Annotated in this window: 16 protein-coding genes; 9 read left to right on the forward strand and 7 right to left on the reverse strand. The window is 52.1% G+C overall.

What is annotated here, in order from left to right:
- Positions 1–71: 71 nt before the first annotated feature.
- Positions 72–755 (reverse strand): hypothetical protein, encoded by a 684-nt coding sequence (locus RAC60_RS09385; protein WP_033742103.1) that lies wholly within the window; start codon positions 753–755, stop codon positions 72–74.
- Positions 756–1,379: 624 nt separating this feature from the next.
- Between RAC60_RS09385 and RAC60_RS09390 the strand changes: the two genes are divergently transcribed.
- Together RAC60_RS09390 and RAC60_RS09395 are read left to right on the forward strand one after the other, a co-directional pair.
- Positions 1,380–2,084 carry a phosphohydrolase gene (locus tag RAC60_RS09390; RefSeq protein WP_033742101.1) on the forward strand — a complete coding sequence of 235 codons (705 nt, stop codon included), beginning with the start codon at positions 1,380–1,382 and terminating at the stop codon, positions 2,082–2,084.
- Between the two features lie 73 nt (positions 2,085–2,157).
- Positions 2,158–2,409 (forward strand): Arc family DNA-binding protein, encoded by a 252-nt coding sequence (locus RAC60_RS09395; protein ID WP_006119599.1) that lies wholly within the window; start codon positions 2,158–2,160, stop codon positions 2,407–2,409.
- A gap of 69 nt (positions 2,410–2,478) precedes the next feature.
- On the opposite strand, the gene RAC60_RS09400 is transcribed toward RAC60_RS09395, so the two are convergent.
- Together RAC60_RS09400 and dcm are read right to left on the reverse strand one after the other, a co-directional pair.
- Positions 2,479–4,095 (reverse strand): methyl-accepting chemotaxis protein, encoded by a 1,617-nt coding sequence (locus RAC60_RS09400; RefSeq protein WP_033742097.1) that lies wholly within the window; start codon positions 4,093–4,095, stop codon positions 2,479–2,481.
- 101 nt (positions 4,096–4,196) lie between these two features.
- Complete coding sequence (dcm, locus tag RAC60_RS09405) at positions 4,197–5,585, reverse strand: DNA (cytosine-5-)-methyltransferase (protein ID WP_205951993.1); 1,389 nt, start codon at positions 5,583–5,585, stop codon at positions 4,197–4,199.
- 232 nt (positions 5,586–5,817) lie between these two features.
- Here dcm and RAC60_RS09410 point away from each other — a divergent pair, with 232 nt between their 5' ends.
- The 5 genes from RAC60_RS09410 (at position 5,818) to RAC60_RS09430 (ending at position 8,171) form a co-directional block, all read left to right on the forward strand.
- Positions 5,818–6,297, forward strand: a complete 480-nt coding sequence (locus tag RAC60_RS09410) for a very short patch repair endonuclease (protein ID WP_058701674.1) — start codon at positions 5,818–5,820, stop codon at positions 6,295–6,297.
- 65 nt (positions 6,298–6,362) lie between these two features.
- Positions 6,363–6,638 carry a hypothetical protein gene (locus RAC60_RS09415; protein WP_006119595.1) on the forward strand — a complete coding sequence of 92 codons (276 nt, stop codon included), beginning with the start codon at positions 6,363–6,365 and terminating at the stop codon, positions 6,636–6,638.
- Positions 6,639–6,737: 99 nt separating this feature from the next.
- Positions 6,738–7,640, forward strand: a complete 903-nt coding sequence (locus tag RAC60_RS09420; protein ID WP_054633597.1) for a DUF808 domain-containing protein — start codon at positions 6,738–6,740, stop codon at positions 7,638–7,640.
- A gap of 44 nt (positions 7,641–7,684) precedes the next feature.
- Positions 7,685–7,816, forward strand: a complete 132-nt coding sequence (locus RAC60_RS09425) for a hypothetical protein (protein WP_006119592.1) — start codon at positions 7,685–7,687, stop codon at positions 7,814–7,816.
- 172 nt (positions 7,817–7,988) lie between these two features.
- Positions 7,989–8,171 (forward strand): YodC family protein, encoded by a 183-nt coding sequence (locus tag RAC60_RS09430; protein ID WP_033742091.1) that lies wholly within the window; start codon positions 7,989–7,991, stop codon positions 8,169–8,171.
- 94 nt (positions 8,172–8,265) lie between these two features.
- Here the strand turns inward: RAC60_RS09430 and RAC60_RS09435 are convergent, their stop codons facing one another.
- The 3 genes from RAC60_RS09435 to RAC60_RS09445 all read right to left on the reverse strand — a co-directional run bounded on the left by RAC60_RS09435 (position 8,266) and on the right by RAC60_RS09445 (position 10,908).
- Complete coding sequence (locus RAC60_RS09435; protein ID WP_033742089.1) at positions 8,266–9,486, reverse strand: glycosyl transferase; 1,221 nt, start codon at positions 9,484–9,486, stop codon at positions 8,266–8,268.
- A gap of 40 nt (positions 9,487–9,526) precedes the next feature.
- Positions 9,527–10,312 carry a mannosyl-3-phosphoglycerate phosphatase-related protein gene (locus tag RAC60_RS09440; protein ID WP_375093448.1) on the reverse strand — a complete coding sequence of 262 codons (786 nt, stop codon included), beginning with the start codon at positions 10,310–10,312 and terminating at the stop codon, positions 9,527–9,529.
- 365 nt (positions 10,313–10,677) lie between these two features.
- Positions 10,678–10,908: a DUF2525 domain-containing protein gene (locus tag RAC60_RS09445; RefSeq protein ID WP_162286973.1), complete on the reverse strand. Its 231-nt coding sequence runs from the start codon at positions 10,906–10,908 to the stop codon at positions 10,678–10,680.
- 304 nt (positions 10,909–11,212) lie between these two features.
- Between RAC60_RS09445 and RAC60_RS09450 the strand changes: the two genes are divergently transcribed.
- Entirely contained in the window at positions 11,213–11,371 is a 159-nt protein-coding gene (locus RAC60_RS09450) for a YqaE/Pmp3 family membrane protein (RefSeq protein WP_006119587.1), read from the forward strand.
- Between the two features lie 62 nt (positions 11,372–11,433).
- Complete coding sequence (dsrB, locus tag RAC60_RS09455; RefSeq protein WP_006119586.1) at positions 11,434–11,628, forward strand: protein DsrB; 195 nt, start codon at positions 11,434–11,436, stop codon at positions 11,626–11,628.
- Positions 11,629–11,734: 106 nt separating this feature from the next.
- Here the strand turns inward: dsrB and RAC60_RS09460 are convergent, their stop codons facing one another.
- On the reverse strand, positions 11,735–13,441 hold the full coding sequence (locus RAC60_RS09460; protein WP_375093450.1) for a methyl-accepting chemotaxis protein: 1,707 nt from the start codon (positions 13,439–13,441) through the stop codon (positions 11,735–11,737).
- Positions 13,442–13,523: the final 82 nt, after the last annotated feature.

A 13,523-nucleotide genomic window follows, 5' to 3' on the forward strand; every position in this document is an offset into this window, starting at 1 on the left:
TCAGGGATGAAGGAGCAATATTCAACCTGTTAGCAAGGAAATTGTCTGTGATTCAGCCCACAAAGCGCAGGCTAAGTTGATTCGCGCGTGGCACGCTCGAACTCAATAACCCAAACCCACGGGTTAACCTGCCAGCTGGTTGCCCCGTACTGTTTTTGCCAGGCTTTGCGATAGGCTTCTTTAGGCAGTTCAGAATTGACGTTCATGGTAAAGAAGTTGTTCAGGAAGTGCGAGTCGGTCTGCACACCTTCCGCCATAATGTCGTCTTCACTAATATCCTGAATCTGCTCTGCGCGCACATCCGTAATAATCAGGTCGATGCGGCTTGCCCAGCGCGGCATATGAATGGCTGTTTGCCAGCCAAACTGCTCGGCGTCCGGTCCGCCTGACGTATGTTGGCCCAGTTCATTGCTGTCCGCCCGGTACTGGCAAAAGTCCGGCGAGCGAAACGGGGTGGGATCGCGTTCATAATCCGCCAGCGCATGTTCAGGCACGATGGGGCCACGCCAGGTTTCGCGGACCCAGAGCTTGTCGCCAGGCATGCCGTAAGGACAATGATAACGAATGTCGTTCATGGCCATCATTTTGTCACCGTGCAGGTGATTAGCCTGTACATCAAAGGCATGTACCCCTTCATGATGATCCTGGCCTGGACCAAAAGCCTGCGTTTTCATTATGCGCCGGGTTTGGGTTTGTTGGCCAACCAGCAGGGCTCGGACCCGCTGTTCGGAAAAAAGAATCGGCCGCTCTTTCATGGATTACCTCTTTTTATTAGTCGATCCCGGTTACTGCTGAAACAAAAAGGGCACCTAAATGGTGGCAATATCATAAAAAATATAAATCATTATTCCTGATAATTGGCCACCGTGTGGTTCGCTCAGTTGTGATGATTTTTAATCCACCGGACAGGTGTGGATAAAAAATCATCAGCACTGCTGTTAACGCGTATTACCGGACATCTGATAGTGAGAATACAGTACGTTATATCGGCAAAAATAGGAACCTTTTCAGATTTATCCATCTATAATTTTCGCCGCTTTTATTGTTTTTTACATTTTTATTATGACATTAATTCCCTCACTCTGAGATAAAATAGCGCTGATTAATCATTATTAATATTAAACTATTCATCCTGCCTAAAACTGAATCAGTCAAGGCTGAAAAAGCAGCAAATGGCTGTTTTCCTGGTAGCAAATTGCCATAAAAATGATCAGCGTCTCATTTTTAAGAGGAATTTAAAGGTCCCGACCGGCTTTTTCCTTAGCGATGTAAAGAAAATGTCATTAGCCATTCGTTATGATGACAAAGCCTATACGCGTAACAGGTCGTCAGTAACAGGTCGTCAATTGAGACGAAAATAACCCTTACAGGAAAAGATTATGTCACTTGCACTTTGGCAGGCTCGCTATGAAACCTGGTTTGAAAAAAACTGGATTCATGATGATGGCGCACACGATATTGCGCATTTACGTCGGGTCTGGATGAGCGCGCAGCGCATTATGGCAGGTACATCTGCCGACCCACTGATCGTCCTGACTGCCTGCTACTTTCATGATGTGGTGAATTTACCGAAAAACCATCCTGAACGTCATAAGGCTTCCACTTACGCCGCCAGCGAAACGCAGCGTATCCTGCAGCAGGACTTTACGGATTTTCCTGCCGAATTAATCGCTGGAGTGATGCACGCGGTTCAGGCACACAGTTTTAGCGCGGCAATCACGCCTGAAACCCCTGAAGCGAAAATCGTTCAGGATGCCGATCGGCTGGAATCGCTGGGTGCAATCGGGCTGGCCCGGGTGTTTTACACAGCCGGTACGATGAACCGTCCTCTGTTCAACAGTGAAGACCCGCTGGGGAAAGCGCGTGAACTTAATGATGTGAAATGGACACTGGATCACTTTCAAACCAAGCTGTTACGGTTGCCTGAAACGATGCAAACCGAAGCAGGGCGGAGACTTGCAGAACACAACGCGGACTTCCTGGTACGCTATATGGCCAAGTTGTGTGCTGAGCTGCAGGGTAATCTGGTTAGTCTGGATGAGGCAGTACTTCGTGATTTTAGTCCCTTACACGCTGAATATTAAATTTTTATGACAGTATAGGAATCGATACAGTCATCCGGTAGCGTGGAAGCAATAACAAAAAAGGAGTGAGGAAATGACCGAAACTGTTAATTTGACGATTAAAATTGATCCTGCATTGAAAGAACACATTAAACAGCTGGCGCTTGAAAACCAGGTATCAATGAGTCAGGAGATCGTGCAACGTCTGCAGGCCAGCCTCGAAGCACCTTCTCAGCCCGCCATCGACAGTCAGAACACGGAAGAAGGCGCGTCGGATGCTTTAAGTTCCAGCGAAATTAAACAACTGCGTACGCTGCTTAAGAAGCAGAGTAAGAAAAAGAAATAATGGTTATCGGTTGTTCTCGCGATGAAAGCCGCCTTTGATAAAGGCGGCTTTTTTATTCAGAGCGCGTATTCAGACGGCAATGCGGAATTGTTGCACGCTTTCGGCCAGGCGTGAGGCCTGATGTTGTAAGGTATCGGCGGTACGTACCTGCCGTGCCGTAAGCCCCTCGTTAGTATGCAGTTCCTTGTCCAGCGCCACCACTTCGGCGGCAATGCCAGACACGCGGCGACTTTGTGCTGTGGCGTTTTCCTCCAGTTCTTTTAACTGGGTAACCACGGCGCTGACCGACTGGCTGATTTGGTAAAACAAGGCTTCCAGTGACTTCACCTTGTTGAATCCCTCAGAAATATGCAGCTGTGTATTATTCACCAGCCCGTTAATTTGCTGTGCCGACTCGCCGCTTTTATTCGACAGGGTACCCATCTCTTTTGCCACGACGCTAAAGCTGCGTCCATAAACCCCTGCATGCGCTGATTCAATCGCCGCATTCAACGCCAGCAGACGCGTTTGCAGTGAAAGACCGTCCAGCAGCTCGACAATGCCGGCGATTTCCCCTGAGGAATCGACGATGTGGCGCATCTGCACCTCCATTTCATCGACCTGACTGGCGCACTGCTGCATCAGTTCATCCGCGACATGTGCCTGCTGTGCGGCCTGTTGCGAAAACAGCGTACTGTTTTCAACCTCTTCCGAGACACGATGCAGGCGCTGCGAAATATGACTAAAGCTGCTGTTTTGCACCTTATAGTGCTCGCTTACCTGGTCATTGGTATGCTGCATTTCCCGCGCACCCTCCGCCACGCTGGCGGCTATGGTATTAATTTCTGCCACAATGGTGCGCAGCCCTTGCCGCATATCCGCCACCGCGTTAAACAATCCGGCGGTTTCTAACGATTGCAGACGAGGCGGTTGCGGGCAACTGACTAAGTCGCCAGTGGCAATAGCCTGCAGCTGGCGGCTGGCCAGTCTTAAAGGAATAATCACGCCGCGCAGCAGCAAAACCCCACCCGTCAGCAACAGCGTAAACAGCAGCCCTGTGACCAGCAGCGACAGGTTACGGCTGGTGGTCAGCGTCTCCAGTGTCAGGTTGTTGACGGCAGAAAGCTGTTTGTTGGCCTGGGTGATTTCGTTAAACCAGGCGCTGTTAAACTGCTGTTGATAAGCCTGCATCGGCACCATAAAGAACGCATCGATATTATTGGCTTCCAGGCCTTTAAGCTGCTCTTCAAGGCCCTGGGTTAACATCATGAAACCCTGCTCAAGCTCCCCCTTGGGAACGGCATGGTACTGAGCAAACAGCTGTTCTGCATGCACGAGTGAGGATTTTGCGGTTTCCGCCAGGCTCTTCCAACTGTCCACCGATCCACTTTTCTGATCTTCCATCAGATAAATGCCTGCCCGGTGGCTGTTATCGCTGGCCGTCAGCAGCTCTATGCGAGCGTGATCGAGCAGCGCCAGCCGGTCGCGCATGGCACTCGCCTGCGTCAGGTTCACTTTGGTATGGCTGACCTGCGCGGTCAGCAGAACAATCCCGATGGATTGCAGCAAACAAAACAGCACAACGAACAGCATAAAATTGCCGCGCAGGCTGGTAAGCCAGGTGGGCACCGGGGGCAGTTTGACGCGATAGCGACGCTTCAGACTGCGCAGGGATAACAACGTGAGAGGTGACATCATTCTACCCATCAAGTGAAAAAGCAGCAGTATTCTGGGCTTGTATGACGAGGTTGTGACAATATCGCCTGGCAGCGGGAAAAGAGGAGAAAGGTTGCGCCTAAGCGCAACTTTTAGCGTGTTTTATGCTGTAAATCGTGAATGTAGGGCAGGAGAAGCTGCGCCACGGCGGCAAAAACGGGGACGACAACGGAATTACCAAACTGTTTATACGCTTGCGTGTCGGAGACCGGAATGCGAAAAGGCTCACTGCCGGCATCATCGAAGCCCATGATGCGTGCGCATTCACGGGGCGTAAGACGACGGGGACGATGCGCCATATTGGTGGCATCAAGGAAATCACGCTCGCCTTTATCCGCGTCCCAGCCGCGATCGATCAAAATCTCAGAGCCATCTTTATAGTAGCGGGCAGACAGGGTGCGCACGCAGCACTGCAGATTGCGCGGATCGTTCAGACCAAAGCCAAAGCCATTCCCCAGCGCTTTATGCTTTTTGGCATACTGATACAGATAACGCCACAGCACCGGCGACAGGATGTACTTATCATCAGGTGCGGCTTCCAGCAAACTTTGCAGGCTGGGCACCTGGGCAGGGAAAAAGCGTTTGATGTCGCGCAGAGTAAAATTCTCGCAGCCGGCAATGTCCCGTCGAATGCCCACCAGCACAATACGCTCGCGGTGTTGAGGCAAGAAATGGCGGGCATCAATCACTTTCGGATCCGGTGCACTGGCATCGGCATCCGCGACGGCATAGCCCAGCTCATCCAGCGTATCCATGATGATGGCAAAGGTCCGGCCTTTGTCATGGCTTTTAAGGTTCTTCACGTTCTCCAGCACGAAGAAGGGCGGTTTTTTGGCGGCAAGAATGCGTGCTACATCAAAAAACAGCGTACCCTGCGCCTGGCATTCGAACCCATGCGCCCGACCCAATGCATTCTTCTTACTGACGCCAGCCAGCGAAAAGGGCTGACAAGGAAAGCCTGCCAGCAGCACCTGATGATCGGGGATGGCTGCATCAATGGAGGAGTAGATCGCTGCTTCATCGTATAGCCCGGCAGGCTGCGTGACCTGGCGGATATCGGTATTGAAGTGGTGCTCAAGCGGATCGCTGTAATGGTTGGCCCGGTACGTGCGAATCGCCTCTTTATTCCACTCACTGGTAAAGACACATTTTCCACCAATGCGCTCAAATCCGCGACGAATCCCCCCGATGCCGGCAAACAGGTCAACAAAACGAAACGCAGGTGCATCATAATGCGCAGGACGAGACGGCAATAAGCGTTCGAACAGATCCCGCTCCGCAGTGCTCAGTGCGGGCAGCGTGCTTTTACCCTGACGAATACGGTTGATGAGCGTCGGTGACCAGTGCGCAAAGCCGGCCTGATGCAGTCGGGCAACGATATCCCTGACGGAATAGATCGACAGGACCTGGTGTAACAGATTCAGTTCATCGGAATGCAGAGCTGCAGAAAGAAGAGGTTCAGCGGTTGCGACGGCGTGCATGCAAATATCCTTAACAGTGAAGCGCCTATGCTATCACTCCTTGCCCGATGAGGAAATCCGCCTGACGCGGCGGCGGTGTGCTGTAAAACACGCGAGTGTAAAAGTCAGGACAGGTAGCACCGGACGCGTGATTACCGTCCGGAAGCGGCAAAAAATGGCCGCTTTTGTCCAGGTGGCTTTCGCTTTTCAGGACGGCGACTAAAGTTGAAAGAGTAGCCTTTAAGGAGATGCTATGGCCGACGTTCACTCCAGCGAAACGCGCAGCAAAAACATGCGCGCTATTCGCCAGCAGGACACTGCGATTGAGCAACGCATCGCACTGTTGCTCAAAGATCGCGGATTCACTTACCGGGTTCAGGACAAAAACCTGCCAGGGCGGCCTGATTTTGTCCTGACCGCTCATCAGGCCATTATCTTTGTGCACGGCTGCTTCTGGCATCGTCATCACTGCTATTTGTTTAAGATACCCGCCACGCGCACCGAGTTCTGGACAGGCAAGATTAACAGCAACGTCGAACGAGACCATCGCTATGTACGGCAGTTACGTGAGAGCGGCTGGAAGGTTCTCATCATCTGGGAATGTGCACTGCGTGGCAAACTCCGTCTCGACGACGACGCGTTGCTTGAACGACTGGAAGAGTGGTTACTGGCGATGAATGACAGTGCTGAAATCGATCATCAGGGCATTCATCATTATCGTGAGCAGGAATGATCGGGCCTTGCTCATCAGTAACATAACATGTTAGATAGACGCTTTTCCGTGACCGGGAGACCGAGATGAGCAGCATAAAACTGACGGTTAAACGTCTCTACCAGATTCGTGATGAGCGCATGGTGAATACCAAAGCCACCGCCAGAATTTATGTGGGCGAAACGCTGGTGGCCACGGAAGAAATTACCGGCATGACGGAAAGCCCGGTCAGTAAATACCTGCATAGCGAAGGACTGGCTGGGCAAGCGGTGCGCGTCGAATGGGATTGTGAGGGCATCGCAGAGATGACGGTAACGGAAATCGAACGATGCCCATGTTGTCAACATAACGAACCGGAATAGTCACAACGCACGCATCGTATGCCGTTGGGCTTCGTCGAGGATGAGGCCTTCACTGTTTGCGATGTAAGTCGTTGTCGATGACCGTATAAGGGACATATTTTGGCAGGAACCAGTTTATTAACGTTGCTGGATGATATCGCCACGCTGCTGGATGATATCTCTGTAATGGGCAAAGTCGCGGCAAAGAAGACGGCGGGCGTTCTGGGTGACGATCTGTCACTGAATGCGCAACAGGTCAGTGGCGTAAAAGCCAATCGCGAACTGCCGGTCGTGTGGGGCGTGGCCAAAGGCTCGTTTCTGAACAAGCTGATTTTGGTGCCGCTGGCGCTGATTATCTCGGCATTTGCGCCGTGGTTAATCACGCCGCTGTTGATGATTGGCGGCGCTTACCTTTGTTATGAAGGTGTCGAGAAAGTGCTGCACAGCCTGCAACACGACAAGCAGCAAAATTCACCGGAGGCCCGTCAGCAGCGTCTGGATAACCTGGCAAAGCAGGACCCGCGTGAATTTGAAAAGAAAAAGGTTAAAGGGGCTGTGCGCACCGATTTCATTTTGTCCGCCGAAATCGTCGCGATTACGCTGGGCATCGTTTCGGAAGCACCGCTGCTGAATCAGGTTCTGATCCTGGCGGGCATTGCCATTCTGGTCACGATTGGCGTTTACGGTATTGTGGCGGGCATCGTGAAAATCGATGATCTGGGATTCTGGTTAAAGCAAAAATCGTCACGGGTGGCCCAGTCAGTTGGTGCCGTGCTGCTGGCTGCGGCACCCTGGCTGATGAAAATATTAACCGTGGTGGGCACGCTGGCCATGTTCTTGGTGGGAGGGGGCATCATTGTTCACGGGATAACGCCTTTGCACCACTTTATTGAAAATGCTATCGCTCCGTTTAGCGGTCTGGTATCAGGGCTGCTGAGTAACGGCGCTAACCTGGTGATTGGTTTTATCATTGGGTCGATCGTGCTTTTAGTGGTTAACCTTATTGCCAAACTGCGTGGGTAATCGGTATAACAGCGCCTTCTTTTACGCGTTCTGGGGAGAAAACAATGAGCGACGATATGTTTGAATTCGATATAGATGCTCAGTTAGAGCAGGCCGAAGCCAAGGCAGAAAAAAAGGCGGCCGAAGTGCCTGACGACCTGAGTGACGAAGCGGATTGCGAAGGCTGCAAAATCTGATTCATCCTTCCTCTGAAGCGGATAGCCTCTTATCCGCTTTATTCCTTTCCAGGATAACCTTCTACTTTATTCTGAATTTGCCCTTTTTCTGCGCGCCTTAACAGCAGCAACTTTTTTACCATGCTATAAATAAATATTAAGAATTAATGTCAATGGATAAAGAGGGCGCAACATGGTTTTTGCAATCAGTGATGAAGTGCAGCATAAGGACGGCGGGCAAACGATGGTGGTGACCGGTCATGCCAGTGGCATGGTAGAGTGTCGCTGGTATGATGGTTATGCGGTCAGAAGCGAGGCGTTTCGGACAGACGAGCTCAGCCACACCCGTGAGTCACAACCGCAGTTAACGTCCTGATTGCAGATGACCGGGCCGGTGTTGTACACCTGGCCCGTCTGTCTTCCTGCCAGGCATCACGTCACGTGATAGCCTGTCTTCCACCTATGGCATGCTAGACGTTACCGTCATTATCCTCTTCCACCGCCTTGTAAATTCTTTGCAGAATATCCGGGAAGGCAGACTGAACCCGACTCCAGCTTGGGATAAACGGCTTGTCATTTGGGCGTTCTATAAAGGACTGACCCGCATCCAGGATAGCCTGGGTAAACATCTCGACCGCAGCCTCTTCCACGTGCTGATCGAATTTCAGTCCGTTCATGGCGGCCTCATGATTGTAGATTTCCATCATATCTAACGCATTGCGATAGTAGGTGGCTTTCAGCACGCGGAAGGAATCACTGGTGAGCGGCACGCCCATGGTGGCAAGTTTACGTAAAAGCGACTGAACAATATCGTTGCTCATGCGCTTCAGGCCACCTGTTCCGTCATCCTCTGCCAGCGGTTGATGCTTGTGGTCATAATTATCCGCAATCTCAACCTGGCACGACTGGCGTGTGGTGTAATTGCGATAGATCTCGGAGAGCACGCCAATCTCCAGGCCCCAGTCACCCGGAATTTTAATCCCGTTAAGGACATGAGTACGCATGGCGAACTCGCCGGAGAGCGGGTAACGGAAACTGGAGAGGTAATCAAGGTATTCCGAGTGACCATACACTTTTTGCAGGGAACGCAGCAGCGGCCCGACTAATAAACGGCCCACGCGACCATTGAGTTTGCCGTCGGCGACGCGCGCATAAAACCCTTTACAAAACTCATACTGAAACGCGGGATTCGCCAGCGGATAAAGCAAACGTGCCAGCATACCGCGCTCATAGGTAACAATATCGCAATCGTGTAGTGCGACACAGCTGGTGCGGTCGGAGGCCAGCGTATAGCCGGTGCAGAACCAGACGTTACGCCCTTTGCCCGGATTCGTCGGCGACAAACCTTCTTTGTCCAGTTCCGCGTCGATCGCCTTCAGGCGGGGACCATCATTCCATAAGATCCGATGGCGCTGCGGCAGGCGAGAAAAGAACTCGCGGGCATGGAGGAACTGATCGCGATCGGCCCGGTCCAGGCCGATGACAATTTCATTCAGATACGGCACTTTTGCCAGTTCATCGACGATTTTGCTCAGTGCCGGTCCTTCCAGCTCAGAAAACAGGGAGGGCAGAATTAACCCCATTTTGCGTTTACGCGCAAAACGCACCATCTCTTTTTCCAGCGATTCGACGCTGCGGTGCGTGAGATTATGAAAGTTAGTAATTACGCCATTCTGAAAGAAATCACTCATTGCATCATCCTTATGGGGTTGCCCGAGGAACCACAGCCGTTCATGGCTGCGTTAAAAAATGGTCCAGACCTTCGCACCAGCCTTCAGGGCCGTGATGCGTTGTATGATAAACCTGCCCATCATTACGCGTTAACGTGACAGGGGTTTTGCTGAAGCCTTTAATCACGATGGCATAATCGACCGCATCGAGCATAGGTGCATCGTTAGGGCCATCACCCAGTCCAATCGTGATCAAATCCTGATGGCTGTAATGCGACAGTAATTTATGCAGGGCATGGCCTTTTCCGCTTCGGGCCGGCATCACGTGCCAGAAGCGGCCGCCCTGGGTAAGCGTCAAATGGTAGTCAGCCAGCGCATGGCGAAAACGGTCTAACGCCTCTTCGGTATCGCGCCAGACGATAACTTCGGAGGCATCGCGCTGGCGGGCGAGCGCGGCCTCGGCTTCCGGTAAACCTGTCATTGCCGACACGTCGCTGTCGCTAAAATCCTGAAAGCCGCTAAAGCGGAACTGCTGTTTCATCGCGCTAAGAATCCGACAGATGGCGACGTAGTTCAGCTTATCGTCAGGGATACGAACGGGTTTGTCCTCGTGGAAGTAGAGAACCGCGCCGTTTTCGGCGATAAACGGCGTACCGCTAATCCCGATTTTTCGTTGCAGCGGCAGAATTTCCGCCGCCGTCTTGCTGGAGCAAATCACCACAGGAACCTGATGCTGGCTGAAGGTCTCCAGCCATGCTGTGGCGGCATCCCAGTTGTAGTCGTGGTGGTCAAGCAGCGATCCATCGAGGTCGGTCACGATCATCAGCGATTCATTCAGGTTGGGCATCCAGGTCTCCTCCACACGGCTCACGTTAGCCAAGGCATCTGTTTAGTGTAGTTGAGTCCTGAAAAGGCCCGAGGTTCCGTACTCATGCAGACAGAACCAGGAGGATTCTTAAAACCCGATAGGACAAAAAGCGGGAGCGGTCAGAATGTGCACGACGCATGGCGCGCGCGCTGCGGCTTGCGTAGGCAGGAGGAGGGCAGGAGCAGAATAAGATGAGCGAAACGTGCATCGCAGAAGCTTGTTTTCATTACCGGAACAGCTACTCTGAGAAAGCAGTATGTCTTCCCTGGTGTAACGATTTGAATACTTGCCTGGCCTGTGCCGGGTATTTTTTTGCCTGCTATTCCGCCTGGCGAGCGATCCCGCTAGCGATTGATCTCACTGTAGCGGCAATCGTGAATGTCCATCTCACACTGCTCCGCAGGTTCACGGCACGGGGCTGTCGGCCCGCCAGCATTTTTTTCAGTCTGCGCAACCTGAGGCGAAAAATAGTCCTGTACCTGTCCTGCCGTGTCACGCTGGATGGCATGAAGAAGCGCATCCATTTCACTGTCCCGATCACTTTGGTTTTCATCTGAAGCGAGAAAATGCGTCATAGTCTGCCTCCAAAGAGCAACGTGAATACTGAGTATAGAACGGCGGGCTGACAGCAGGGAAGGGTAAAAAAAGGCCCGCGCTGCGCGGGCAAAATAATCCTTGTTACTTTGGGTGTGTTGTTTTCCTGGGGTAGGAAAGCAACGCAATGAAGTGTAACGATTCTCGTGTTAAACGTCCGGCTGTGAAGTGTCAGGAAAACGAAAAAAACCCTGAATCAGATTTACCTGACTTTTCCTGTAACCCTTCAGAAAACGGCTATATTGGTAAGCAAAACGGTTTTTCTCAGTACCTAAAGGAATGGTTATGGACTTACTTCGAATTCTTATCGCTATTTTACTTCCACCACTGGGCGTTTTCCTGCAGGTCGGTTTTGGCGGCGCGTTCTGGCTGAATATTTTACTGACCTTGTGCGGCTACATTCCCGGCATCGTCCATGCCGTGTGGGTGATTGCCCGCCGTTAATGCCTGCATTCGTTCTACGCTTCCATTACACTGTTATCAGGAACGTTTCTGGAGAGTAACAGATGAAGGTAGACGATCGCGTAAGCGTTAAAACCGACGGTGGCCCCCGGCGAATCGGTACGATCCTGGCGGTAGAACCTTTTAACGAAGGGACGATGTTTTTGGTGGCGCTGGACGATTACCCGCAGGGGATCTGGTTTTTTAACGAGAATAATCACCGGGACGGCGTTTTTGTCGAGCCCTGGGTTCCCGCCTGATTATCGGTCAGTCTGATGAAAACGCCCGCGATGTCTGAGGATGTCGCGGGCGTTTACTTTTATCTGTCCTGTCACGCATGTCACAGGACAGGGGCGTGCGCTTGGGTCAGAACGTTTCCCAGTTTTCATGACCAGAGGTAGTGGCTACCGGACGTAGCACGGGTGAGCTCGCTTTCGGTGCCACGTCTTTAACATCGGGAGCTTTCGCGACCGGTGTGTCGACTAAGCGAAACGCGGAAACCGCTTTCGTCAGTTTACCCGCCTGAGCTTCCAGTGATGCCGCCGCCGCTGAGGCTTCTTCAACCAGCGAGGCGTTCTGCTGGGTCACGTTATCCATTTCCGTTACCGCCTGGCTCACCTGCTGAATACCGCGGCTTTGTTCATCCGAGGCGGCAGCAATCTCAGACATGATATCGGTCACGCGACGCACCGCTTCGACAATTTCACCCATCGTACTGCCGGCCTCGCCAACCTGATGCGAGCCACTGCTGACTAACTTCACAGACTCGGCAATCAGGGATTCAATTTCCTTCGCGGCCTGGGCGCTGCGTTGTGCCAGACTACGGACTTCACTCGCAACAACCGCAAAGCCACGTCCTTGCTCCCCTGCGCGCGCCGCTTCGACGGCGGCGTTCAGCGCCAGAATATTGGTCTGGAAAGCGATGCTGTTAATCACATTGGTGATCTCAGCAATTTTCTTCGAGCTGCCAGAAATATCGTTCATGGTTTTCACTACACCACTGACCATGTCGCCACCGTTGCGTGCTTTATCTGATGCATCGGCTGCGAGTTGGCTGGCATGGTGCGCGTTATCGGCGTTCTGTTTCACCGTCGCCGTTAACTGCTCCATGCTGGCTGCGGTCTGCTCAAGGGCGGCGGCTTGCTGCTCCGTCCGCGAGGAAAGGTCGGTGTTACCGGCTGAAATTTCACTGGAGCCTTGATAAATGGCGATAGCGCCTTCACGCACCGTACCGACCGTTTTGACTAACGATTCCTGCATGCGCTGCAGATTATCCAGCAGTAAGCCGATTTCGTTACGACCGTGCGGTACTGAAGGGGCGGTTAAGTCACCCTGAGCGATACGCTCGATATGGGCAACCGATTTACGTAAAGGCGTGATCACGACCCGACGTAGAAAAACAAAGGTCAGCAGCACCAGCACCAGCGCAGCCACAAACGCACCACCCATGGAAATAAAACCAATACGTGACTGTTCGGCAGCCTTGGCGTTAATGAAATCAGAACGGATATCCCGAAGTTTGATCGCCTTGACCAGCACAGCGTTATAAGCGTTATCCAGTTTACGCGTGGTGTCGGTTTCCTGGGCAATGATGCTTTCAAAACTGCCCTGTTTACCGGCGTCAATCATCGGCTTCAGGCCTTTTTGAACATACTCTTTGAAGCGAGTAGTGAGCTCTTCGTCCAGCCTGACGTCTTCGGGGGTTTTATTCTTGCGGTTCAGGTAGACGTTGAGGCCATTTTCAGCCTGCTTAATACGCTCATCCGTTGCGGCAAGGTTGGCATTGAAATCATCCATCTCACCAATACGCGCGGCCGCACCGGCCTGGATGATATTCAGTCGGGCAGAGCGGAGGTTTGAGGAGCTGTCGATCAGACCGTTGCGGACCTGAATTTCCTCAGTCGCATCTTTCAACGACTGATTACTCAGGATGAGGAAGTAGCTGGAAATGCCTATACAGAGTGCGAACAAAAATAATATCCCGCCGAAAATCAAACTAAACAGCGGGACCAGTCTGAGATTTTGCCAAGAACTGACGTTGTGATGTCCTTCATTAATCAGCGTTGTGTTCATTTCCTTGCTCTCTTAAGGGGGCCTGATGAAAAAAACATCGGCAGGAGCAGGAAAAGGTTTATGCTGAAAATTGAGATCTTGA

This window comes from Pantoea sp. BR_17, from assembly GCF_041955125.1.
Taxonomy (GTDB): domain Bacteria; phylum Pseudomonadota; class Gammaproteobacteria; order Enterobacterales; family Enterobacteriaceae; genus Pantoea; species Pantoea stewartii.